Annotated in this window: 25 protein-coding genes, 1 tRNA gene and 1 pseudogene; 26 read left to right on the top strand and 1 reads right to left on the bottom strand. The window is 38.7% G+C overall.

Annotated elements, in window-relative coordinates; translation table 11 throughout:
- The first annotated feature begins 4 nt into the window (after window positions 1–4).
- From SR187_RS08975 to SR187_RS08955, 6 genes and pseudogenes are all read left to right on the top strand, one after another.
- Window positions 5–475: pseudogene (locus SR187_RS08975) on the top strand (DUF1697 domain-containing protein).
- Between the two features lie 78 nt (window positions 476–553).
- Window positions 554–1186, top strand: a complete 633-nt coding sequence (locus SR187_RS08970) for a tetratricopeptide repeat protein (protein WP_120172498.1) — start codon at window positions 554–556, stop codon at window positions 1184–1186.
- Window positions 1187–1197: 11 nt separating this feature from the next.
- Window positions 1198–2070, top strand: coding sequence for a 16S rRNA (adenine(1518)-N(6)/adenine(1519)-N(6))-dimethyltransferase RsmA (rsmA, locus tag SR187_RS08965; RefSeq protein ID WP_024532044.1), 873 nt, complete (start codon window positions 1198–1200; stop codon window positions 2068–2070).
- Window positions 2071–2166: 96 nt separating this feature from the next.
- A complete protein-coding gene (locus tag SR187_RS09920) occupies window positions 2167–2316 on the top strand; it encodes a hypothetical protein (protein ID WP_160113883.1) in 150 nt (49 codons plus the stop codon).
- Window positions 2317–2413: 97 nt separating this feature from the next.
- Window positions 2414–4177, top strand: a complete 1764-nt coding sequence (locus SR187_RS08960) for a hypothetical protein (protein ID WP_120172314.1) — start codon at window positions 2414–2416, stop codon at window positions 4175–4177.
- Complete coding sequence (locus SR187_RS08955) at window positions 4158–6602, top strand: LTA synthase family protein (RefSeq protein WP_120172312.1); 2445 nt, start codon at window positions 4158–4160, stop codon at window positions 6600–6602. The genes SR187_RS08960 and SR187_RS08955 overlap by 20 nt, the downstream gene beginning before the upstream one ends.
- A 36-nt stretch (window positions 6603–6638) precedes the next feature.
- Here SR187_RS08955 and SR187_RS08950 read toward each other — a convergent pair.
- A tRNA-Leu gene (locus SR187_RS08950) sits at window positions 6639–6720 on the bottom strand.
- A 507-nt stretch (window positions 6721–7227) separates the two neighbouring features.
- On the opposite strand from SR187_RS08950, the gene rsgA reads away from it, so the two are divergent.
- From rsgA to SR187_RS08845, 20 genes are all read left to right on the top strand, one after another.
- Complete coding sequence (gene rsgA, locus SR187_RS08945; RefSeq protein ID WP_120172310.1) at window positions 7228–8103, top strand: ribosome small subunit-dependent GTPase A; 876 nt, start codon at window positions 7228–7230, stop codon at window positions 8101–8103.
- A gap of 13 nt (window positions 8104–8116) precedes the next feature.
- Complete coding sequence (rpe, locus tag SR187_RS08940) at window positions 8117–8776, top strand: ribulose-phosphate 3-epimerase (protein WP_024532040.1); 660 nt, start codon at window positions 8117–8119, stop codon at window positions 8774–8776.
- Window positions 8769–9401, top strand: a complete 633-nt coding sequence (locus SR187_RS08935; RefSeq protein ID WP_024532039.1) for a thiamine diphosphokinase — start codon at window positions 8769–8771, stop codon at window positions 9399–9401. The genes rpe and SR187_RS08935 overlap by 8 nt, the downstream gene beginning before the upstream one ends.
- On the top strand, window positions 9402–10640 hold the full coding sequence (locus SR187_RS08930) for a DNA recombination protein RmuC (RefSeq protein ID WP_024532038.1): 1239 nt from the start codon (window positions 9402–9404) through the stop codon (window positions 10638–10640). It abuts the gene before it with no gap.
- On the top strand, window positions 10630–11571 hold the full coding sequence (locus SR187_RS08925; RefSeq protein WP_024532037.1) for a 3'-5' exoribonuclease YhaM family protein: 942 nt from the start codon (window positions 10630–10632) through the stop codon (window positions 11569–11571). The genes SR187_RS08930 and SR187_RS08925 overlap by 11 nt, the downstream gene beginning before the upstream one ends.
- Before the next feature lie 94 nt (window positions 11572–11665).
- Entirely contained in the window at window positions 11666–12118 is a 453-nt protein-coding gene (locus SR187_RS10250; protein ID WP_323131746.1) for an aminoglycoside phosphotransferase family protein, read from the top strand.
- Window positions 12119–12121: 3 nt separating this feature from the next.
- Window positions 12122–12535: a phosphotransferase gene (locus SR187_RS10245; protein WP_323131745.1), complete on the top strand. Its 414-nt coding sequence runs from the start codon at window positions 12122–12124 to the stop codon at window positions 12533–12535.
- Window positions 12536–12634: 99 nt separating this feature from the next.
- The gene (purR, locus tag SR187_RS08915; protein ID WP_024532035.1) at window positions 12635–13453 is read left to right on the top strand and encodes a pur operon repressor; all 819 of its coding nucleotides are present in this window, start codon (window positions 12635–12637) and stop codon (window positions 13451–13453) included.
- Between the two features lie 230 nt (window positions 13454–13683).
- Window positions 13684–14553, top strand: a complete 870-nt coding sequence (locus tag SR187_RS08910; RefSeq protein ID WP_120172308.1) for a helix-turn-helix domain-containing protein — start codon at window positions 13684–13686, stop codon at window positions 14551–14553.
- A 418-nt stretch (window positions 14554–14971) separates the two neighbouring features.
- The gene (locus SR187_RS08905) at window positions 14972–17191 is read left to right on the top strand and encodes a peptidase domain-containing ABC transporter (protein ID WP_120172307.1); all 2220 of its coding nucleotides are present in this window, start codon (window positions 14972–14974) and stop codon (window positions 17189–17191) included.
- A complete protein-coding gene (locus SR187_RS08900) occupies window positions 17184–17651 on the top strand; it encodes an AraC family transcriptional regulator (RefSeq protein WP_120172305.1) in 468 nt (155 codons plus the stop codon). The genes SR187_RS08905 and SR187_RS08900 overlap by 8 nt, the downstream gene beginning before the upstream one ends.
- Window positions 17648–19060, top strand: coding sequence for an HlyD family efflux transporter periplasmic adaptor subunit (locus tag SR187_RS08895; RefSeq protein WP_120172304.1), 1413 nt, complete (start codon window positions 17648–17650; stop codon window positions 19058–19060). Before SR187_RS08900 ends, SR187_RS08895 begins: the two co-directional genes overlap by 4 nt.
- Before the next feature lie 144 nt (window positions 19061–19204).
- Complete coding sequence (locus tag SR187_RS08890; RefSeq protein ID WP_024533109.1) at window positions 19205–19588, top strand: hypothetical protein; 384 nt, start codon at window positions 19205–19207, stop codon at window positions 19586–19588.
- Between the two features lie 165 nt (window positions 19589–19753).
- Window positions 19754–20344 (top strand): hypothetical protein, encoded by a 591-nt coding sequence (locus SR187_RS08885; protein WP_142379100.1) that lies wholly within the window; start codon window positions 19754–19756, stop codon window positions 20342–20344.
- Between the two features lie 146 nt (window positions 20345–20490).
- Window positions 20491–20679, top strand: coding sequence for a transposase (locus SR187_RS09985; RefSeq protein WP_024533107.1), 189 nt, complete (start codon window positions 20491–20493; stop codon window positions 20677–20679).
- Between the two features lie 14 nt (window positions 20680–20693).
- The gene (locus SR187_RS09980) at window positions 20694–21068 is read left to right on the top strand and encodes a transposase (protein WP_197714147.1); all 375 of its coding nucleotides are present in this window, start codon (window positions 20694–20696) and stop codon (window positions 21066–21068) included.
- Window positions 21069–21263: 195 nt separating this feature from the next.
- Window positions 21264–21545: a hypothetical protein gene (locus SR187_RS08875; protein ID WP_120172302.1), complete on the top strand. Its 282-nt coding sequence runs from the start codon at window positions 21264–21266 to the stop codon at window positions 21543–21545.
- A gap of 989 nt (window positions 21546–22534) precedes the next feature.
- The gene (locus tag SR187_RS08865; protein ID WP_227985553.1) at window positions 22535–22846 is read left to right on the top strand and encodes a hypothetical protein; all 312 of its coding nucleotides are present in this window, start codon (window positions 22535–22537) and stop codon (window positions 22844–22846) included.
- Window positions 22847–23367: 521 nt separating this feature from the next.
- Window positions 23368–24312, top strand: a complete 945-nt coding sequence (locus tag SR187_RS08855; RefSeq protein WP_227986034.1) for a hypothetical protein — start codon at window positions 23368–23370, stop codon at window positions 24310–24312.
- A gap of 405 nt (window positions 24313–24717) precedes the next feature.
- A complete protein-coding gene (locus SR187_RS08845) occupies window positions 24718–25101 on the top strand; it encodes a hypothetical protein (RefSeq protein ID WP_120172298.1) in 384 nt (127 codons plus the stop codon).
- The last annotated feature ends 223 nt before the right edge of the window (window positions 25102–25324 follow it).

The raw sequence follows: 25324 nt of genomic DNA, 5'->3' as shown, positions 1-25324 counted from the left end.
GGTGATGGAAAAAATTGCTCTCCTACGCGGTGTCACACCCGTTGGAAAAAATAAAATTTCCAGGGTGTCTTACTTGATAAAAATTTTGATGGCCACTGGTCTGTCATTAGTGCAGATGTATATCCAAAGTGGCAATATTATCTTTTATAACACGATTAAAAATAAAATCGGTGCAAACCTAGCAGTTATTATCAAACACTAAGTACGGCTAGCACAAGCCGTATCTGAAAGACCATTTGATAGTAATTACGATAGCTCTCGTGTTCATTTGATTTTGACGAATGATGAGATAAATATGGGAAAATTAGCCGAGCTGCTAAAACAAGACTTTGGTGACGAAGCACTATATTCTGATAGTCGGTGTCTCTATATGTATTCGCCAAGAGAAGCTAGAAAGAAAAAACTGAATACCAACTATTTAGAAGAACAGTTGGGGATTGTTGCGACCATGAGAAAATTGAGTGTTGTTTCATGATTGAGTGAGATGGCAAAATAAGAAACAAGAAAACTAATGGGAGCAGTAGATAAAGAATGGGCTCAAGGAGATGGTTCTATGGATAAAAATATTGACAAGGCATGGGAACTCTTTTTAGAAGGGAAGGTTGCAGAGGCGAAAGAATTAGTTGAGAAAGATTATCACGTTGAGACTTGTTTGGAATACCCTGTTCTCAATCTATTCGTCTATCTTTATCTTGAGGAGAAAAGCTTTGAAGGAGCTTTAGTAGCTTGTCAACGATATATTCAATTGGCTCGTAATGAAAAGAATGTTGAACAAGAGCATATTGGCTTGCATCAACTAGCCATGGTTTATCGTCAGTTGGGTAATTTTACGAAAGCTCTGGAGTTAATCGAAGAAGAAGGACAACTGATAGCAGATGTTTTCCCAGATGATAAGTTGAAATGGTCGGTTAACGACTATGAACAAGGCTATTTACGATTGAAGTTAGGAGAAATAGATTCTGCTCTGTATTTTATGAACAAGAGTTTAGAGAATGCTTTAATGACAGACGACCTCGTTGCACAAGCTTGTGCCTATCGAGGATTAGGTGAAATTTATGCAACAAATACCGCAACTGTTCTTGCTAAAAAAGCTTTTGAACAAGCCATTACTGTTTTTGAACAAGTAGGAGATCCTTTTGGGGTAGAAGAAGTTAGAGAATTGATGGCTACCTATCAAATTATTTAGAAAGAAATCAAATGAGAATCGCAGACAAAAACGTTACCCGTGCTGTCCTTGAGCGCCACGGATTTACCTTTAAGAAATCTTTCGGTCAGAACTTTTTGACCGATACCAATATTTTACAAAAGATTGTGGATACAGCAGAGATTGATGGTCATGTCAATGTTATTGAGATTGGTCCTGGAATCGGTGCTTTGACGGAATTTTTGGCAGAAAAGGCCGCCGAGGTCATGGCCTTTGAAATTGATGACCGACTGATTCCTATTCTGTCGGATACTTTGGGTCGTTTTGATAACGTGACCATCGTGAATCAGGACATCTTGAAGACTGATTTGCAGGAACAGATTCAGAACTTCAAAAATCCTGATCTACCTATTAAGGTCGTGGCCAATCTGCCTTACTACATCACTACCCCAATCCTTATGCATCTGATTGAGAGCAAGATTCCTTTTAGCGAGTTTGTGGTTATGATGCAGCGAGAGGTGGCTGACCGTATTTCTGCCGAGCCAAATACCAAGGCTTATGGAAGCCTGTCCATCGCAGTCCAGTACTACATGACTGCTAAGGTGGCTTTTATCGTACCTCGAACGGTCTTTGTGCCTGCTCCAAATGTAGACTCGGCCATTCTCAAGATGGTTCGTCGAGAGCAACCACTAGTGACAGTCAAGGATGAAGACTTCTTCTTTAGAGTTTCCAAAGCCAGCTTTGTTCATCGTCGCAAAACTCTCTGGAACAACCTGACCAACCATTTTGGTAAGTCTGAGGAAGTGAAGGATAAGCTGATGCAGGCACTCGGCATGGCAGAGCTAGAAGCTAGCGTCCGAGGAGAAGCTCTTTCTATGGTTGACTTTGCACGTCTATCAGATAGTCTTCGAGAAGTAGGCTTGTAAAGCCAGTCATTGTTTGTTTGATACAAAATACCGAATGAATGTCTCTTGCCCGTTGACAGAGGTTTGAAAGCTTGTTATACTGAAAGATAATATCCAATGAAAATCAAACTACTTCCAACAGCTTATTCCAATATTGCTGGAAATAGAAGGGAGTTTACGATGATATTACTTGCTGATTTTAACTATCAGATTAGACGACTCCTCGCCTACCAAGTTGGGCTAGCGATGTGTGAATTTGATTTTTGAAGAGTATAGTCAAACTTGCAAACAATGATTCTGGTAGTCATCAGAAAAGTTACGAATATAACAGAGGGATTCCCTCTTTTTTTATGAAGGTATGAAAATGTTTAAAAATGTTTTGAAAAAACACCCACATATTGCCGCAGTCGTTTTGTTTTTTCTTTTCTCTTTTGCTCTCCTTTTGCCGCAGATTTGGACAAGAGCAGTTGTGACGGGAGACGATGTTGTTTTCCACTTCAATCGTTTTTATGATGCAGCTATGCAAATAAAGACGGGTGATTTTTCCTATATGATGAGCCTGCATGGTTATCAGCAATCTGGAAGAATTGTTAATGCCCTATATGGTCCTTATCTAGCCTATTTACAAGGGGCCTTAGTGTTGTTGGCTGGGACTTGGTACAGATACCAGTTGCTTTCCAATCTTCTTTTGGGAACGCTGAGTGCGACCTCGCTTTATTTTTTGATGCGAGAAGTGAGGGTGCGCTATTCTTTTTCTGTAGTGTTATCCATGTTTTTCGTGACGACTTACTCTATCCAATATTGGTGGGTGGCTCAAGGCTTTTCGAGCTGGGGAGTCGCTGTGTTTCCACTCTGCTTGATCCCGGCAGTTCGCTTTCTTCGAACTGGAAAAGTTCCAATCTTTCTAATGGCAGGAGCTGTAGGGCTCATGTTACAAATACACATGCTATCTGCCTTCTTCCTCATATTAGCTTATGCGCTCCTCTTTTTCATCGGCTGGATAAAGTCTCAAGAAAAATGGAAAATCGTTAAAGATGTAGCCCTATCAGTGGGACTCTTTCTGATTTTGACGGTGAATATCTGGTTTCCTTTGCTATATGTCAATGCAGGCAATGAATTGGTAGCACCGTTTATCAATAAAAAATTTATTCAATCAACGGTCACTTGGTCTAAGGTGAATTTCTTGTATTTCCCTTACTCCTTACCAATCTTTTTTGTGCTTTCTGCTTATTTTATGATGAAAAAGTGGAAAAAACAGTCAGTGGTATTGGGCGGCCTATCTTTGACGTTTCTAATCTTTTTTATTTTTTCAACAAATGCCTTTCCGTGGCAGTTTTTTGCTGGCAAGGGGATTGGTTTGGTAGATTTGATTCAATTTCCTTTCCGTTTCTTTCTGTATGCAAATGCCTTGCTTTTGACAGTTGTCGGCATGCAATTAACAAAGTTTGCAGTGCGTAAGAAGTTGTTCCTAGGGCTTACCACCCTGTCTACCTTGATTGGTGTCAGCTTTGCTTGGCAGCAATATAATCAAGCTATCCAAAACCAATACAACAAGCCTGATTTCTTGCAAGATATGCTGCATACCACTCTCTATGGGACAACGGAAGAATTACGTGCGTCCCTACACTCGCAAGACTTGGGAGAATTTATTCGTTTAGCTCAGAAATCTACTCCTGACTACGTACCAAAACTATCTGATAAGGCGGATAATGTGCGTGTGATAAACGAAGCTAAATCACGCTATGATCGCTATCGTGATCAGATTATTTTACCTAACCAGCAGTTCAGCAAGCGAGTCAATGGGGACAGCCTAGAGATAAGCTGGTCAGCCAATCAGTCAGAGGAAATCCAAATACCGATTGTTGTTTATCGCGATAGTGAGTTGGTATTGAATGGACAAAAACTAGGGAAATCAGATTACTACCTTTCCACCATCGGTGTTCCAACTGTAACTGGTAAAGTTGGGCAAAATCAGCTTATTCTATCCTACAAACAGCAGTGGTGGTTACTTCCAGTTATCGTCATCAGTCTAATAAGTTGGTTGGCTTGGTTAACCTATTATGTAACTACCTATCGTTCAGCAACACTACTTTCACTTGAGGCACTTTATGAAAAAAATCAATTCTAATACTGGCAAGCAGTTTATTTTAGTCATGGTTATGACGGTGATCTTGGCTATGGGACGAGCCTTACTCCTTAGTGGCAAGGCTTTTCCTGTTTGGTTTATCCCTTTACCACTGATTGCCTATCTTATCTTTACTTTTTATATTTTAGTAATTCTGGACAAGTACGAAGCATTTGTCCGCACCAAGACTTTTGCCAAGTATATTGGTTATTTTCTAGGTTTCTTCTATCTGGTCAGTTTAGTCTATCGTCTCAATGCAAAGAAGTATCAACCTTGGAATATTGTCCGAAATAATCTTTTCCAGTTTGAGTTATTGTTAATGTTGGTCTTACCAATTTTCTTGGCTCTCCTATGGAGAAACAAACCAAAAATTCGGGAAAAATTACAAAGGTGGTCAGCTAGCCATTTGGTGCCAGATGGTTATTTGCTTCTGACGACTCTATTTTCCCTTAGTCCTTTGGCAATTTCTTATTGGAAAGATAGTCATTACGAGAGTTTGATTGAAAAAGGATCTTATGTCGAATTTTTCAGTCAGACTCCGATTTTTGCGGTCGTACACTTTATAGCGACCTATGCTTTTCTGCGCTATATCCCTAAAGCGTTCGGAGAATTTAAGGCTAATCGAACCAATGTACACAGTATGATATTTATCAGTCTGGGCTTGGCAACCCTTTCTCACATTGGTTATCAAGCTTCTATGGCTGGAGGTACAGGAGCTTATTTCACGCGGCATCTGTTTCCAGGAGCCATTATTTTTCAAATAGCCTGTCTCTTTTTCTTAAATGTCATCATCAGCCTGCTGCTCAATCGTCAGATTTTATCGGTAACCTTGATTGCAAGTCTAAATGTAACTCTGATTACAGCTAATTTTCTCAAGTTTCGGTATCGTTCGGAACCCTTGACCCCAAATGATTTTAAATGGATTGGGAATTTGGGGATGATTTTCAGCTTCATCAGCTTGAGGGTTGTACTTGTTTCACTGGCTTTCTTGATTATTTTAATCTTCGTTTACAAACGGATCCGCAAGCGCTATTTTTTAGGAACCATCATTCAATCCATTTGGAAACGGTTTGCAGGAGTTGCTCTTATCCTTTCTTTAATTTTGGGAATGGGTTGGGCGATTCGCCATGAAAAAGATCATAAGATATGGGGAGGGATCCCGATTCTCTCCCAAGTCAATAATTGGCGAAACGTAGACTGGAAGGGCTATGCTTTTGTGGCCCGTTATCGTACTTTGGCTTTTCTTTGGTTACAACAGCTTAGTAAGACCAGTATGGAAGAGCCAAAGAACTATTCTGAAAAGACGATAAAGGCTATTGTTGAAAAATATACTAAGTTAGCTGCGGAGATCAATATTGAACGGACCAATCAACTAAAGGATCAAACCCTCATCTACATCCTCAGTGAGAGTTTGGCAGATCCTCGTCGGATCCCCGGAGTAACTCTCAGCCAGAATGTCCTGCCTAATATTGAGCAGATTATGAGTCAGACGACCAGTGGCTTGATGAAGAGCGACCACTACGGTGGTGGAACAGCCAATATTGAGTTTCAGGTTTACAGTGGCCTTCCTTTCTATAACTATAGCTCTTCCATCTCATCTGTCTATCTGGATGTGGCACCGAATATGAAGAAATTGCCAAGTATCAGTGATGTATATGCTGAGGATTTGCGCGTGGCCATACACCCTTATTATGGGACTAGTTACAACCGTAATTCTATTTACAAGCAGTTGGGAATTGAGCAGTTCTACACTTTGAACAGTTCGCAGTACCCAATCATAGTTAAAGATACTGACTACCAAGGGAATTTTGTCAGCGATAAAAAAACTTATGAACTCATCTTAGAGCAGGTACGTTCTGGGAATAACAAATTTGTGTCAGCCATGACTATGCAGAACCACGTTCAATGGAGTGCGGCTGAACCTGCTGGAATTACTGCAACAGGTGAAGGATTTACGGCAGAAGAAAATGAAAACTTGACTAGTTATGCCCGCCTCTTGTCCTTCACAGATCAGGCAACGAGAGATTTCTTAGACCAACTCAAAAAGTTGGACAAGAAAGTGACGGTCGTTTTCTATGGAGATCATTTGCCGGGGCTCTACCCAGAGTCGGCCTTTGTAACGGATTCAAGTCAGCGATATAAAACAGATTATTTCATTTGGAGTAATTTTGAGACAGAAAAACATCATTATGAGCTAGTCAACTCCAGTGATATGAATGCGCTTATGCTGGAGACGACTAAAGCAAAGGTTAGCCCCTACTATGCTCTCTTAACAGAAGTCTTGCACAAGAACCGAGTTGGACAAACAGAACGTGATGCAACTGTTGCAGAGGAACTCAAGCTAGTTCAGTATGATTTATCTACCGGAAAAGGTCATCTCTTGAAGCACAAGGATTTTTTCAAGATTGCTACAGAAGTTAAGGAATAAAACAAAACCAAGCCGACTGGCTTGGCTTTTTTATGATGCGGAGGAAGGGATTTGAACCCTCACACCCGATGGGCACATGCGCCTGAAGCATGCGTGTCTGCCGTTCCACCACCTCCGCTTGAGTCTGTTTGGTATAGCTCTGTGCCTCAACTTCTTTTTAGAGATTCAAACTTAACTACATTATACCTTTTTTATTCTATCTTGGCTAGAGGAATTTTAAAAATTGAAGGTTGGGTTTGGTTCAGATTTACTTCTTAGGGTTCATATTACTATCTAAGTGTAGGGACTGATTGCCTTTAACGGTTCCGTTGACTAGGAGATACGATTTGTGTTCCTTACTTTACTAATACAAATGGTGTGAACTTTGTTGACTCCAGTATCCAAGAGTTTCCTGACTTCTTGGAGTAATGTAGTGACCGAGAGACCTTTTAAAGTAGGAGATTAGAACTGACAGAAGTCAGTCTATACAAGTTGTTATCTGAGAATAAATCGTTTAGCTCAACTCCTAAAAACATAGACTTATTGACAAAGTCTTTTCCTATGTATTTTGTTGAGTTTTTCCCGCTCCCTTTTTTGAGGGAAATTTGGTATAATACTAGAAAGAATACCTATAAAGGAGTCTTCATTGCACGGAAGAATTATTAAGGCCTTGGCTGGTTTTTACTATGTTGAGGCGGATGGACAGATTTATCAGACTAGAGCCAGAGGGAATTTTCGTAAGAAGGGACAGACTCCTTACGTGGGGGATTTTGTCGACTTTTCCGCAGAGGAACATTCCGAAGGTTACATTTTGAAAATCCACGAGAGAAAGAATAGCTTGGTTCGTCCACCTATTGTCAATATCGACCAGGCAGTAGTAATCATGTCGGCCAAAGAACCGGATTTTAATGCCAATCTTCTGGATCGTTTCCTAGTATTATTGGAGCAAAAGGATATGGAACCAATCATCTACGTTTCAAAGATGGACTTGGTAGAGGATTCTTCTGAGATAGATACCTTTAAGGCAATTTATGAAAAAATCGGCTATCCTTTTGTTTATAGTTTAGAGGAATTGACACCCCTTTTGCAGAGTAAAGTTACGGTTTTTATGGGGCAGACAGGAGTCGGTAAGTCGACACTTCTTAATAAAATTGCACCAGAGTTGGCCTTGGAGACCGGAGCAATCTCAGACAGTCTGGGGCGTGGTCGTCATACAACACGTGCGGTTAGTTTCTACAATGTATTTGGTGGAAAAATTGCGGATACTCCGGGTTTTTCATCCTTAGACTATGATGTTAAAGAGGCAGAGGCTCTGACAGATTGTTTTCCAGAGATTGCCAACGTTAGTCAGAACTGCAAATTCCGAACTTGTACTCATACTCATGAGCCGGATTGTGAGGTAAAAAGAGAAGTTAGCAGCTCGGCTATTTCCCAAAGTCGGTTTGATAATTATCTTCAATTCCTCAGCGAAATCCAAAATCAGCGTGAGACCTATACCAAGGTTAGCAAAAAATTTAAATAGAAAGTTGGTCCCTATGCCACATTATAAGATTGCACCGTCCATCTTGGCGGCAGATTATGCGAATTTTGAAAGCGAGCTCAAACGTTTAGAAAAAACGGGTGTTGAATATGTCCATATTGATGTTATGGATGGTCATTTTGTGCCAAATATCAGTTTTGGTGCAGATGTAGTGGCAGCTATGCGTCCTCACAGTAAGCTGGTTTTTGATTGCCATCTGATGGTGTCCAACCCGGAACATCATATTGAAACATTTGCGCGTGCAGGGGCAGATATTTTGACGATTCATGCGGAAGCGACGGTGCATTTGCATGGGACCTTGCAAAAGATCCGTGCGGCCGGTATGAAAGTTGGTGTGGTGATCAATCCTGGTACGCCGCTTGTGACAATCGAGCCGGTACTGAATTTAGTTGATCAGGTCCTTCTAATGACAGTCAATCCAGGCTTTGGGGGGCAGGCCTACATTCCAGAAGTAGCAGGGAAAATTGCAAACTTGGTCGAATTGCGTGAGATGAAGAGACTGGACTTTGATATAGAGGTAGATGGAGGGATTGATGATAAGACCATCCATTCAGCCAAAAACGCGGGCGCTAATGTCTTTGTGGCAGGTTCCTATCTCTTTAGAGGAGATTTAGATGCCAATGTTGCCAAATTGAGAGCAGCCCTCTATGACTAAGATTGCGCTGATAGCAGGTGGTCCGTTTGACTACTTTCCTGAGCCTGCTGATCTCTATGTGGGGGTAGACGCAGGCTCTCTTCGTCTGTTAGAACTCGCTCTTCCGCTAGACTGGGCCATTGGAGACTTTGATTCGGTCAGTTCGCTGGATTTGGTGCGTATTATGGAAATGGCAGAGCTGGTTACTCAGGCACCAGCAGAGAAAAATGATACAGACTTGGAGTTGGCATTGAAAGAGATTTTCGCTGCCTATCCAGAGGCTCAGGTCAGGATTTACGGTGCCTTTGGTGGACGTGTGGATCATATGATGAGCAATCTTTTCTTAGCTAGTGAGCCAGATTTAGCGATTCACATGGAGAAAATTGAACTGGTCGATAGACAGAATACTATTCGTTTTCGTCCGGCAGGCGTGCACAAGGTTTCTCCTATCAAAGGTATGACTTACATTTCCTTCATGCCCTCGGATAACAGTCGTTTGACGATTCGTCATGCCAAGTATCCGCTTGAGGGAAGCAATTATTTTTATAAAAAATGCTATAGCTCTAACGAATTTATAGATAGAGATATAGAAATCGAACTGGATAAGGGCTACGTGGTCCTTATTTATAGCAAGGATAAGGAGTAAATGGATATTTTACAACTCATTTTGCTGATACTGGTCTTGGCCTGTTTGGTTTTTCTTTACGGGAAATGGCAGAGCTTAGCCCTGCTCTTACAAGATCAAACAGAAGATGCAGCAGACAACTTGTCTGATCAGCTCAGCTATCAGTTAGAAAACTCAACTCTCAAGCAGCAACAGGTTATTCATCAGGAAGTAGAAAAGGTACGTAAGGAGCTTTACCAGCAGTTGACTGAGATTCGTCAAGAACTGATCAAGAATCATTTGGAAAGTCGTGATGCCACGGATCATCGTTTGCAGGCTATTCAGGACTCTAATGAAAAACGTCTGGAAGAAATGCGCCAGACGGTAGAGGAAAAGTTGGAGAAAACCTTGCAAACTCGCCTGCAAGCTTCTTTTGAAACAGTTTCTAAACAGCTGGAGTCTGTTAATCGCGGTTTGGGAGAAATGCAAACAGTGGCGCGTGATGTAGGGAGTCTGCACAAGGTTCTTTCTGGAAGTAAGACCCGTGGAATTATGGGGGAGTTGCAGTTGGGACAGATTATTGAGGATATTTTGACTCCTAGCCAGTATGAGCGTGAATGTGTGACTGTTTCAGGCTCTAATGAGCGAGTAGAATATGCTGTTAAACTACCGGGGAGAACGGATGGCGACTATATCTATTTGCCGATTGACTCCAAGTTCCCATTGGCTGATTATTACCGTTTGGAAGAAGCCTACGAAAGTGGCGATAAGGATCAGGTTGATCTTCACCGGAAAAATCTTTTGGCAGCCATTAAGCGTTTTGCCAAGGATATTCAAAGCAAGTATCTTAACCCTCCTGAAACGACTAATTTTGGTGTCCTCTTTTTGCCAACAGAAGGCCTCTATTCAGAAGTTGTTCGCAATCCTATTTTCTTTGATGAACTCCGTCGTCAGGAAAGTATTGTAGTGGCAGGACCATCAACTCTATCGGCTCTGCTCAATTCCCTTTCTGTCGGTTTCAAGACTCTCAATATCCAACGTTCTGCCGATGATATTAGTAAGGTATTGGGAAATGTCAAGCTGGAATTCGGCAAGTTTAGCACTCTCTTAGTTAAGGCTCAGAAGCAGCTCAACCAAGCCAGCAGCAATATTGATAAACTTTTAACAACTCGAACCAACGCCATTGAACGCAGTCTTCGTACGATTGACTTATATGAAGACGACCAGACTAAGGGCCTACTTGGTTTGTCACCATTAGATGAGGAAGACGATGAAAATTAACCAAATGAAAAAAGATGAATTCTTTGAAGGATTTTATCTCATAAAAACAGCGGAAGTCCGTCAAACGCGGGCTGGAAAAGATTATTTAGCTCTTACCTTTCAGGATGATACGGGAGAAATTGAAGGCAAGGTTTGGGATGCACAGCCTGGGAAGATTAAGGACTTTACGGCTGGAACAGTAGTTCATATGCAAGGCCGCAGAGAAGTTTATAATAATACGCCTCAAGTCAATCAATTAGTGCTTCGCTTGCCAAGGGTAGGAGAGCCAAACGACCCTGCAGATTTTAAGGAAAAACCTCCTGTTGATGTCAAGGAAACAAAGGACTATCTGAATCAGATGATTTTTCGTATCGAAAATGCCATCTGGCAACGGATTGTCCGAGCTCTTTACAGCAAGTATGATAAGGAATTTTATTCATATCCAGCAGCTAAAACCAACCATCATGCCTTCTATTCAGGTCTAGCTTTTCATACTGCAACCATGGTGCGCTTGGCAGAGAAAATTGGTGATATTTATCCCCAGCTCAATAAAAGTCTGCTTTTTGCTGGTATCATGCTCCATGATTTAGCTAAGGTTATTGAATTGACTGGTCCGGATAATACAAGTTACACTGTTCGTGGTAATCTCATTGGACATATTTCCTTAATTGATGAAGAAATCACCAAGGTCTTGATCGAGCTGGGGATTGATGATAGTCTGGAAGAAGTAATTGTGTTGCGTCATGTTATTCTCAGTCATCACGGTCTATTGGAGTACGGTAGTCCTGTTCGTCCACAAATTATGGAGGCGGAAATCCTTCATATGATTGATAATATTGATGCAGAAATGATGATGATGCTATCTGCTTTAGACAAAGTAGGACCGGGTGAGGTAACCAACCGCATCTTTGCCATGGATAATCGGACCTTTTATAAGCCTAATATTGACTAATAGTCTGTGGACAGGCATTGTCGTTTGCTTCTTTTAAGACAGTTGTATCTGTACCTTGGCGCTTTGTCTCATCTGTATTTTCAGGGAGGTTTTCATGCCACAAAGCAGGATTGTTTCATCTCAACCTATCACAAAAGGCTGGTCTACGGATAAAAAGTACAAGGTCCAACTGCAGGATGGACGCTTTGGCCTTTTGCGAATAGCGGAGCGGTCAAGTTATGAACGCAAACGAGCGGAATTTTCTCTTGCGAAGAACTTGTCAGAGCGAGATTTGCCAGTAGCTAGACCTGAAGCCTTTTGGCTGGATGAGCAGTTTGTTTATAGCTTGTTTGAATGGTTAGAAGGGGAAGATATGGCAGTCCTTCCATCGAATCTATCTGATCGGCAGCTCTATGCGTTGGGGTGTCAGGCTGGACAGTTTCTACGGAAGCTTCATTCTTTACCGATTGATCAAAGCCAGCGTGCTTGGAACAGCTTCTATCAGGCTAAGATTGACAGTAAACTTGCTGCCTATCAAGCTGCAAGACATTCCTATGAGAATGATTAGGTCATGCTGGAATTTGTGCGTACTCATCGTCACTTACTTGAGAGTCGCCCTATTGCCTACCATCATGGTGATTTTCACATGGGGAATTTCTTGCTTGGTTTAGATGGTCAACTCAAGGTGTTGGATTTTGACCGGCACGACATTGGAGATCCGTGGGAAGAGTTTAATCGCTTAGTCTTTACAGCCGCTTTATCTCCTACCTTTGCAAGTGGGCAGATTTATGCTTATTTTAACGGATGCATTCCGACAGAATTTTGGTCTTTATTACCGCTTTATCTTACCGTCAATAGCCTAGGTGCTTTGGCCTGGGCAGAGAAAGTCGCTCCCGAACAAGTTTTACTTATGAAGAGACAGGCGAATCAAATCTTGGACTGGTATGAAGAGTTTTCCCTTCTTATCCCTAAATGGTATAGGTGATTAACAGAAAAAATACGAAAAAAGTAGAGCCTTTAAATAAAAAGGTTCGCTTTTTATTTTTTTGTGATATAATAGAAAAAAGTGAAAGAGGATAATTTTATGAAATTAAGAAGAAGTGAGCGAATGGTTGTCATTTCCAATTACCTCATCAACCACCCTTATGAATTGACTAGTCTAAATACCTTTGCTGAAAAGTATAAATCAGCTAAATCTTCAATTTCAGAAGATATTGCAATCATTAAGAAGGCATTTGAAGAAAGCTCTATAGGAGAGATTGAGACTATCACAGGAGCTAGTGGTGGTGTTGTATTTACACCATCAATCTCTAAGACGGAATCCATTGAAATTGCTCAAGCCCTTCGCGAGCGAATTGCTGAGAGTAATCGTATTTTACCAGGAGGCTATATTTATTCGTCTGACCTTCTGTCAACACCGTATATTTTGAGAAATGTTGGTCGTATTATTGCAGATGCTTTCAAAGATGAGAAGATTGATGCTGTTATGACTGTTGCGACCAAGGGAGTTCCGCTGGCTAATGCAGTTGCTAACGTTCTCAACGTGCCCTTTGTTATTGTACGTCGTGATTTGAAAATCACCGAAGGTTCGACAGTTTCTGTCAATTATGTGTCGGGATCTAGCGATCGGATTGAGAAGATGTTTTTGTCCAAACGGAGTTTGAAGGCAGGTAGTCGAGTCCTTATCGTTGATGACTTTTTGAAAAATGGTGGTACGATTAACGGTATGATCAGCCTCTTATCAGAGTTTGATTCTACCTTGGTCGGTGTGGCAGTCTTTGCAGAAAATCAAAAAGGTGACCGCAGTGTAGCTAACTACAAATCTTTGCTAGCGGTGACTGATATCAATGTCAAAGAAAACCGAGTTGATGTTGAGCTAGGGAATATCTTTGATGAAAAATAGGATTTTATGCCTGAGATAAAAGTTGAATATAAAAAACAAAAAGCGAACAGAAGGGAATTTGGTTTGATAAACTTTCCCACTTTGTTCGCTTTCTTTAGTTATGCAATGATATATTATTTTCTAATGGCATAGAAATCAAATTGGAGATTTTTTTCCTAAAATCTTTTAACATTTGAATGATTGAGACGAACTTGCTATAATGTTTATATAATAAAATTCGGAGAAAAAATATGAAGTCACTATTAGCAACAAGATTGAAATTAAGAAGAAAAGAATTAGGCTGGTCCCAAAAAGAATTGGCAGAAGGTCTTTGTGATCAAGGACAGATCAGTCGCATGGAGAAGGGAGCTTATATGCCTGGTTCTGACTTGCTCTATTTTCTAGCTAAAAAAATGCAGGTGCATATGGAGTATTTTTTTGATGAGAATGAGCGAGAAATCGTATCTGATTTAAAACAGTTTCGAAAAATAACCAAGGATTACTTGAAGAAAAAAGATTTTGAAACCATTGCTTTCCTCTATGAAAAGGAAAAGATGAACAGTTCTCGTCTAACATTTCCGGATCAAATCTATATGGAATGGTTAGAAGCGATTCTCGTAGAAGAGCGAGAAGGTAAGTATGAAGAATCTCTTGAAAAGCATAAGAAACTTCTGAAACGGGTCGGAGTAAATTGGAAAGGTTATCTGTACCTGTACGATAGTTTGCTAGCAATCTTGATAAGGACTAACAAGCATCAAGAAGTCGAACGTTTATATGCTGAAATAATGGATAAAATAGACAGTGATAGACTGGAAACTTCAGAAGATATGACCTACTATTTCAGTATAAAAAGCAATTACAGTCGCTATCTCTGGTTGACGAATCAGATCGAAAAAGGGATTGAGGTAGCGGCAGACTGTTTGGAAGAGGCCAAGGAACTTTATCCAATTGATTTATTTGCTGCTTTTTATCGCGATTTGGGCAATGTAACAGAAGAGTTTGCGGATAAGGATATTGTAAAAAGATATTATGAAATGTCACAAATACTCTACTCGACGGCTGGCATCAGCAAGTTAGCGTTGAAGGTAGAAAAGCACTTAAAAGAAAATTATTCGGAATGACTTATCGTAAAATGAGTTTGCGAAATGTAACTTCCTGAAAGTTTGTTAACTTTGGGAATTTCATGAATCAACTCTCAGAAACGTTATTATTTGACGTTTCTGGGAGTTTTTTTGTTTTTAACTGTAAAGAAAAAGATTGAAGTTCCTATCCAAAATGAACTTTTTCTTTAGTCTATAACTTGATGTAAGGCAACTTTCATAGTTTACACAATGTCAAAAAATATATATAAACAAAAAATGACTATAATCTTGACAAAGCATAATCAGAATAGTATAATTTATATGAATGAAAGAGCTTTCAAGACGGAAGAAAAGATTAGTAGTATCCGTATCTCGCTTGCCTCATATTTTTATATTTTCTAGGATAGGCAGTGATACTATTCGTACTCATATAAAATAAGTAAGATGGAGTTTGTTTATGTTCAAAAAATATGTCTGTACGCATCAGCACGATCAATCGGACTGTGCGGCAGCAGTAGTTTCTACGGTATTATTGACCTACAAAAAAGAGATGTCCATCATGAAAATCCGCGAAATAATTGGGACAGATATGTATGGTACGACTGTTCATGGGATAGTATCGGGATTGGAAAAGCTAAACTTTACAGTTAAGGCTATCCGAGTATCACTTGATGATTTGACAGATGGTGTAAGTTTTCCAGCTATTTTACAAGTTAGAAATAAGCAGGGACAAAATCATTTTGTTGTCTTACATAAGATAAAAAAGAATGGTTCCTATTTAATTGCGGATCCAGCCAAGGGACTTGAACAATGGTCTTTAGAAGATTTGGATTCTATTTATCAAGGGATTGCTATCTTTATGGTGCCAAATAGCCATTTTGAGAGAGGAAGTGTAAAAGGTAAGGGCTTATTTGATTTATTTTCTGCCCTGATACTAGCTCAAAAAGGTTTGGTTGGTACAGTGATTCTTGCCTCTTTTTTGTTAAGTATCATCGGTATTTTATCCAGTCTCTTTTCCAAGGTTATTATGGATGAGATTATTCCCTTCGGTTTAAAGAATAGCCTCTATCTATTCTTACTTGTTTTTGGAGTGGTTTCTCTGCTACAAAGCCTCTTGTCCGCTTTTAGGCAACATATCTTGCTCTTCTTGTCTCGGAAAATAGATATCCCGGTTCTTATGGGTTATTACGACCATATTATCCATCTCCCCTATAGTTTTTTTGGAAGCCGAAGAGTTGGAGATGTTTTAACACGGTTTCAGGATGCCATGACCATCAAAAATGTCTTTACATCGGTCTCTATCTCACTTGTAATGGACATTAGCCTATCAGCTATCAGTGCTCTTGTCTTATGGAATCTAAATTCTTCTCTGTTTCTTATCTTGGTAGTTATGGTAGTAGTCAATGTTATCTTGATTTACTGTTTTAAAAAGCCCTACAAAAAAATCAATAAGGAGCAGATGGAAGCTAACTCAATGCTTAATTCCCAGTTGATAGAGTCTATACGAAATATTGATACTATTAAGGCTCAATATGACGAGAGACAACGCTTGGATAAACTAGAAGAGAACTTTGTTCATACACTAGAGATTGGCTACAAAGAGGGAGTATTGCAGAATGTTCAATCTACCATTTCCTCTATAGCAGGAACTCTTGGAAGCTTAATTTTCATGGGAATAGGTGCCTTATTTATCATTGATAATAAAATGACTATAGGCGATCTGTTGGTGTTTCAGACACTGAGTCAGTACTTTACAGAACCTGTTCAGAATTTGGTTCGATTGCAGCTAACCTTCCAAGAAGTTCAGGTAGCCGTTAGTCGTCTTCAGGAGTTGATGGAAGTAGAGCGTGAGGACAGTCAGCTAGACTATAGCATCCATGATTTTTCCTTGTTAGAAGATATTTCTTTCCGAGATGTTACTTTTTCCTATGGTTCTAGACCACCTATTATTAGAAATTTTAGTTTGGTAATCAAACAAGGTGAGAAGATTGCCTTTGTTGGCGAGAGCGGAGCTGGAAAGAGTACGCTTGTCAGATTACTGCTTCGCTTTATCCAACCCAATCAAGGTCAGATAAAGTTTGGTAATCATGACTTGAGTGATTTGGACTATGGGGAGCTGCGGCAAAAAATTGCCTACATTCCTCAAAATGTAGAGTTGTTCTCAGGTACCATCATTGATAATCTGAAAATCGGTAATCCAGATGCTAGCTATGAGGACATGATACGGGTGTGTCGGATTGTTGGTATTCATGATACTATCCAAAAACTGCAAAATCGGTATGGTTCTTTCGTTGAGGAAGGTGGACAGAACTTCTCTGGAGGAGAAAAACAGCGTTTGGCCATTGCACGGGCTCTTCTTAGCAAGGCAGAATTATATATTTTTGATGAAGCTACCTCAAACTTGGATTCCTTTAGTGAGCGGATAATTCAAAATTTGATATTTGATAAAATTATCGACAAGACAACCATCATTGTCGCCCATCGCCTGTCAACTATTTTGCGTTGCGATACAATCTGCTTTTTAGAAAATGGAAACATTGTGGAATATGGTACCCATGATGAGCTAATGAAGCTAGGCGGTCGCTATGCCAAAATGGTTCAATTGCAGACGATTGATTCCTACAGACACGAAAGTAAACGAATTGCTACTCAGTCGGTGGAGGTTAGTTATGAGTAAGTTAGAAGTCTTAGAAAACAAGAAATTAGTCTTGAAAAAAGTAATCTGTAAACAGTTAAAGAGTCTTCAAGTTGAAAAGTTGGAGCAGGAGATTGATAAGTTCTATCAACACTTAAAGTTACTAAATGTTCAGATGTTTGGGCCTTTCATTGTGAAAAATAGTGGAACCATGATTCACGAAGATGGAACGATTACTGTCGATTATGATTTGTATGTTCAAGCCCATGATTTTCGTCAGTATGATACGTTTTATACTGTCTATGAAGAAGTTATCTGCCCGCATTGTGTCTATGTCCGCTTTGAAGATCGTCCAGAGTATCTGCAATTTGCTTATTCTAAGCTAGATTTGCACTTTTATGAAAATGATCTTGAAACAGATGGAACTTCCTATACCGTATATGTTAATACAACTGGGGAGATGATGACAGTTGATATTTTTAGACCGATTGTGAGCCTATGAAATTATACAATAAATCAGAATTACGTTATTCCAGAATCTTCTTTGATAAACGTCCTCCAGCCTATGCTTTCATCCTTATTTTCAGTACCTTGATTGTTTTGTTGCTTTCCTTTGTCGTGGCTGCTTACCTTCCTAAACATTATATTGTCAAGGCTACAGGTAGCTCAGTGATAAGAGGGACGGAGTATATAACAGCTGTCAGTAATGGTAAGATTGTCACCTTACATAAGAATGAAGGAGACAGTGTGAAGGCTGGTGAGGTTATACTCTCCTTGTCCAGCGGACAAGAGGGACTTCAAACTGAGTCATTAAAAAAACAGTTAGAAAAGCTGAAATCTAAGGAAGCTATTTTCCAGAAGTATGAGCAGTCTTTGAATGGGAAAGCTAACTATATGGTGAACTCAGGTGAAGAGCAAGAGTACTATGGGAAAGTTGAGTACTATTTGTCGCAACTCAAATCAGAAAACTATAATGATGGAACTCAATACGCTAAGTTGCAGGATGAATATGCCAAACTGAATAGACTTACCGATGAGAAGAGCCAACTTGATACAGAGTTGAGTAGCTTGCAGCTAGAGTTAACGAATCTGGAAGCAGAATTGGCAGGTCTATCGGAACAGCCTTCTTCGGAAGTGGTTGTAACGAATCCGACTGATGCGGAAACGAGTTCTTCATCCACGGAAACGCCGATCAATACCACCCAGATAGAGAAGTTGAAAACACGCATTTCAGAAGTTAAAACGAAGATCGAAACAACAAAATCATCTATTCAAGGAAAAGTAACGGAGATTGATAGTTTACGGTCCAACATAAAGGATATGGAGCGTTCGTATCATAATCCGACTTCTCAAGCCTATACGACCTATGCCCAATTGATTAGCGAGTTGGGAACAGCTCGAGCAGCTAATAACAAGAGCATAACAGAATTGGAAGCAAATCTTGGAGTTACTACGGGACAGGATAAGGGGTATACCGTATTGGCTCCTAGTGGCGGAACCTTGCACTATGTGACACCGTTTAAGCAGGGGATGTCCGTTCAGCAACACCAAACCATTGCCGAGATTGCTGGAGATAATAAGGAAGCTTACATAGAAGCTTTTGTTCTGGCAACGGATATTTCCAGAGTTTTCAAAGGTGCTAAGGTAGATGTAGCTATTACAGGTGTCAATAGTCAGAAATATGGAACCCTGAAAGGCACAGTTCGACAGATAGATTCAGGGACTGTTACTAGAGAAACAAAGAATGGCAATATCAGTCTTTATAAGGTCGTTATCGAGCTAGAAAGTTTGACCTTGAAGAAAGGAAAAGAAGTCATTGTATTGCAAAAAGATATGCCAGTAGAGGCGCGTATTGTCTACAATCAAGAGACCTATCTTGATTGGATATTGGAACTATTGAGTTTCAAATAATAAAGGTTTTAGTACTCTCTGCAAGACAAATCCAACTAGAGTGGAGAAAGGTTGCTCTGTTGTTGAGCTGGAGAATGATAAACAGTTGTCTATACCTTGTTAGAAAATCATTTCTAACCACACTAGAATAAAGGAGAAAAACTCATGGAACTTGTATTACCAAATAACTATGTCGCTCTTGAAGAAGAGGAAATGATGTACCTTGATGGGGGATTTTATATCTCGTACGGGACATTGAAGGCGTTCGCTATCTCTGCAGGAATTAACCCGTTGGGAAGTTTTTTAATTGGACTTGGCTTGTATAAAGTTGGTGCTCTAATAACTGCCAAAGCAGCTATATTTGGCATGAAAATTGGTAGTATAGGAGGTCCAGTTGTAGCGGGGATTTCTGGATTAGTATCATCCGTAATAGGTGGAGGAGCTGCTTTTACAATTGCTAGAGCTTTGATTGAGAGGAAGGGGATAGGCGTGGACTTAGCCTACACTCGAAATGGAATTCCTTACTGGGTGGATATTAATATTAGGTAAAAAGGGGAGCATTTAATGTTATCAGGTAGAAACAATTGGCTTAGAATCATTATAGTATGTTCAATTCTTTTGTCAGATAAAGTTCCTTTCTTGTTTTTGCTGATTCAGTTTGGGATCCTTTCTTTGTTTATTTTTGAGTCCTTATTTGTACTGGAACAAATGTTTATGTGCAAGGCATTGATAAAATCAGACAAGGTGGGAATGATTTTTATGATTGTTGAGCTGGTCTATTGGTTAGTGATGGTAGGTACCGTACACACTGGCTATGATGTTCGACTTCTTGTACTGGGTGGAGTGTTTTTGTCTGATTTACTTTGTAGTAAAAATAGGAGTCATTATTTAAACAGAGAGAAATATGAGTTTGGAAAATTATCGTATTCTAAACATAAGAAGATGTCCTATATCGTATTTAGCTATCTGTCTGTAATAGTGGTTAATGTGCTGTCTGTCATTTTGATTCAGACAGGGCTGCATTTTATCATCCTGTCTGGTTTTATTACAGGAATGTTTCTCCTATTTGATAACTGGACCAAAAAATCCATTCTAGATTCCTTGCGAGATGAGTTACAATTTCTTATTCGTACATTATATTGTCTGTTATTTTATGTACCTGTCGTTCATAATTTGTTAGTCGCTAGTTGTTCCGTTTTAAAATATGGTGTTCTATATCTATATGTCTATTTATTTTCTATGCTCTATCACAGCTTCTCTCTGGTTTCATATATGGAATTATCAACTTGTGATAAAGAGGATTGACTGGATGTATTTCTAGTTAGATTTTGTAACCAATTTTGTGAGGAGTCTTCTAGATGTTATAAAAATAATTCTGTATTTGTAGAGAAAAAATAGTGAACAGTATTTAAGTTAGAACCTGTATTCACAAAAAATGTTAAACTAAAACTATGAAACGAAAAGCATATGATACTGATTTAACTGATAAAGAATGGGCTAAGCTAGAACCCTATTGTCAATGGCGCATGCTCCCCCATGATTTTTCTCCATATCCAACTGTGTGGAGCTTCTTTCGTCGTGCCAAGGAAAGTGGGCTTTGGGATACCATTTTGGCAGAGCTTGTTAAAAAAAGCGACTAAAAGCTGGTAGAGCTATCTCTCCAACCTATGCTATCATTGATTCTCAAAGCGTTAAGACAACGGATGCTACAGAGGAACGTGGCATTGATAGCGGAAAAAAAGTCAAAGGGAGAAAGCGCCACATTGTTGTTGATACCATGGGTAATCTTCTCGATGTTGTGGTTCATGCAGCTAATCTTCATGACACCAAATCAGGGATTTTAGTTGCGTGTCAAGTGATGGCACGATTTCCAACAATCAAGGCTTTTTCAGCCGATGCTGGTTACCGGAAAAGTTTTGAAGAAAGGATGGTTGAGGAGTTTCGGTGCCCAGTAGATATTTCTGAAAAAATAAAAGGAAGCTGGCAAATCATCCCAAAACGTTGGGTAGTGGAGCGGACTTTCGCCTGATTGCCCCTATCGAAGGCTAGCCAAGGCTCTTGAAAAATTAGTGTCATCAGAAGTCGCTTTTGTAAAACTATCACAAATTAGTCGGATTTTAAGAGCTTTATAATATTGTAAATACAGGTTCTTAATAGATCCCTAAGATAGACAAGTATCTACACCTTGTTAACGGATCATTCTAACCAATAAAGGAGAAAACTCATGGAACTTGTACTACCAAACAACTATATCGCTCTTGAAGAAGAGGAAATGATGTATCTTAATGGTGAGGGATGGATTGCAGATAGTTTTGCTGCAGGAGGAGCTATTGTTGGGCATGGTGTAAAACACAGTCTAGTTGGCGCAGCAATTCGATTGGCTGGAGGTTGGGTTGCGAACACTATCAATGCTTTAGTAATATCAGCATGGCTTAACCCAGGTGGAGCAATAGCAGTTGTAGCTACAGCTGTATATTTAACAGGCAAACATTATAAATTCTGGTAATGAAATTATTAAGTAATGATGCAGCGTTGATGAATGTTATTCTTCTTACTTTTCTTATCATAACTCTTGTGTTTATTTGGGTAAATAAAAATTGTTTAAATAGATACAGTCGAAAAAAAATAAGAATAAGTAACGATTTGGACATCATTTTCCAACAATTTTGTGAGACAGAAGGATTGGATAAACCTCTAATTGTTTATTCAGATTCCTTCTGGTTTCGTCCATTGACAAACACGATAGGAGTAAAAAATCTAAAAACGAATGCTTTAGTAGATGCACTGGCTTTTTTACATGAACTTTATCATTTTAAAGATAGGAATAGGGTGTTAAAAGTACAAACAGTTGTATCTGTTTATACCTATCTTTTATCAACGCTACTGAAGGTTGTAACCTTATATTCAATATGGTTTGGAACATCTTATCCGGTTTTGAGGTTGTTGGTGACTATTGATATGATTATGCTTCTGGTTTGCTTGATTTTTACACTTATTATCGAATCATACGCGTCCAATGAAGCCATTTCTTTCTTAAAGAATAATAATTATATAGACCAAACAAACCTAGTAGGACGCATCTCCTTTCATGCCCTACTCAGCTATTTTTTTCAGTTTATCATTTACCTTATATTGTCAATGCTTCTGTTCCATATGCTATAAATGAATGCAGTTTCAAACAATAAAGGGTAGAAATAGATTTTTTTGTTAACTATAGTTAAGATAAGAAATAAGGTAAAAATAAAATGTTTACAAAAGAAAAATTTGAAAAGGTTTCTAAGTTAATTTTTGCAATACAACCTATTTCTATCTTGTATTTTTTTATAAGAGTGGAATCGTGGTGGTCTTTTGGACTATTCTCTTGTTTATTTTTATTAGATTTGTTATACGTTATTTATTTTCTTACTTATTCCTTTCGTAAAAGGAGAAGTTAGTTAATAGTGGAGAAGATACTAGTTCCTGAGTGTTGTGATGTATCTTGATGGGGGATGGAATTTGGCTGTTCCTAACTCAGTGGTAGCATTTGGAATTAATGCTGGGATAAATGGAACAATTGCAGCACTTACAGGAGGAGGTGGTGGGTTAGCTGTACTGAAAGGGCTTATTAGTTCTTTAGGTGCAAGAAGAATCACCCAAACTTTTGCCCATCATTTAGGAAGATTTATAGCTATTCAGTTAGCGAATCGAATGGCTGGTACTATAATTGGATTAGTAACGGGATTTGGTGGCTGGAGTATCGGAGATTTTGCAGCTAGATGGTGGGATAGCAGAGATAAAAATAGAAATAATGGATGGTGTGATATTTAATTTTATGGATAATAAAGCTTTTTATATAAAATTTTTCTTTTTAGTTTTTGGTATAGTCTTAGTATTGTTAGGGCAGTATGTATTTCCAAACGTAAAAGATAAAAGTCTGTCAGATTTGTTATCAAACATTTCATTTTTTTTAGGGATAGGTATTTTAGTGTTAATATGGTTTTTGATAAAGAAGTGACTTACATTAGTTAGTAACAAATTTCAACATTCGTGCTTAAAATAGTTACCAAACATGATAAAGAATATTAAAATACTAGCTATTATAGTTGTATTTTTGTGTTTAATCATAACTAGTATAACTTTGATGGGGGAGAACCAATTTCAATTGCTGCGATTATCAAGTTGACAATTGCGGTTGGAGGTGCTTCATATGGTGCAGGTGCAGCATTATGGCAAATGAGACTATTCTATTAGTGTGAAACTTTAAAAAGTGAATGTATCTGAAATGCCCAGTTGTTGAGCAATAGGTACATTCACTGTATATTTTTTGAGTCGTATGAAGGGGATAATCTATGAAAAAGAATAAGACTTTGATAATGTTTTTACTGGTTTTGGTGTCTAGTTTTTTCTGTGTTGCTCCAGCATTTATCCACATGAATTTAACTAGTGACCCTCTTAAAGCGATTATCACATTTATTTTTGTTACACCCATATATTACATTATTTCTCAGCTTTTACATACAACTCTTTTGTTCGCTTCTGCTATTTTTTGCAAGATACAACTCGTTTATTTTCATCTTGGTGTAGTTGCTAAATTGGGGTCGGGTGTATATATCAGAGCCTTTTTTAATCAAATTATAGGATTTACTCCTTCCATTGGGATCCGATATAAAGGAGATAAATCTTACCAATCATTCTTTATTATTTACTATTTGTTGTATTTCCTATCGTTGATAGGCTACTATTTTATCTTTAATAGTATTTATCGTAATCCCTTGTGGTTGCCAGTAGTTCCGTTTTCCATGGTAATTGCAATTATACAAAAACTATACGAAGTTGAGCATCAACAATTATTACTACTGAAATCCCAGGTGTTGACAATCTTGGAAAGTAAGACTAATAGTCGTTTTTCGGTTGAAGATTACAAAGCAATATGGCAACTAAAATCAACATCAGAACTTCCATTTATTGCCCTATCTTATATTAGTTTGATAAAAGAATATTTATCTGAGGAAGAGTGCCGAAAAGTTGAAGAGATAGAAGATAAACGTCTAGATGATAGGATGTATCAGATGGGGTTATATGGTATGTTAGACGTTATCAAGTTAAATCTATATTTATATAGGAGTTGTTGGAATATAAGATACAAGAATATGCTGAGTCAACTCATAGATGATAAGCCAAACTTTTTATTAGTTAAGAAGGGAATCTATAGTGCTTTAAATGGTCAACAACAATTATCGTTATCACTTGCTATATCTGAAATTCAATTTTTTATTGATATATTTAAATCATAACCGATATTGTGAGTCACTACTCAAGTTAGTAAAACTCCTAAGATAGACAAGTGAATACATGTATATTCAGGGACTGTCACTAGAGAAACAAAGAATGGCAATATCAGTCTTTATAAGGTCGTTATTGAGCTAGAAAGTTTGACCTTGAAGAAAGGAAAAGAGGTCATTGTATTGCAAAAAGATATGCCAGTAGAGGCGCGTATTGTCTACAATCAAGAGACCTATCTTGATTGGATATTGGAACTGTTGAGTTTCAAATAATGAAGGTTTTAACACTCTATGCAAGATAAATCCAACCAGAGTGGAGAAAGGCTGCTCTGTTGTTGAGCTGGAGAATGATAAACAGTTGTCTATACCTTTTCAGAAAATCATTTCTAACCACATAAAAATAAAGGAGAAAAACTCATGGAACTTGTATTACCAAATAACTATGTCGCTCTTGAAGAAGAGGAAATGATGTACCTTGATGGGGGATTATCTATACATAACAGCGTTGTAGCTTTTGGTGTCAATTCCGCAGTTAACACTGTAATTGCATATTTTATGGGTGGTGGAGGAGGATTTGCTTTATTTAAAGCTGCGATAAAAGCTGTTGGTCGACAAACATTTACTAGACGGTTAAAAGGAGCCTTGATAAATTTTTTGGGCGTCCAAGCTGCCAATAGAATATCTGGAATAGTTGTTGGTTTTATCTTAGAAACTGGAGGCCTGAGTGTCGGTGGAATGTTGGCGAAACTTTGGGATTCAGGGGATAGACATCCCAATAATGAATGGTGTGATATTATATGATTAAGATGGCAAATACACTATTAATTATCCTAGCTCTTGCTGGAGTAATACTTGTATTGCTTAGCATGTATGTCATTCCCTATATTGAAAAATATAGGGGAATGGAATTACATTTTTTTTTAAGTGGAGTGATTGTAATATTGGGATCGTTATTTTTAATAAAAATTTTTTATAAACCTTAGCAAGACTGTCCTATCTAGGCAGCTACGAAGATATAAACTAA

This window comes from Streptococcus ruminantium, assembly GCF_003609975.1.
GTDB lineage: Bacteria > Bacillota > Bacilli > Lactobacillales > Streptococcaceae > Streptococcus > Streptococcus ruminantium.
Note: the sequence above shows the minus strand (reverse complement) of the source record. Positions and strands in the feature narration are given on the sequence as shown.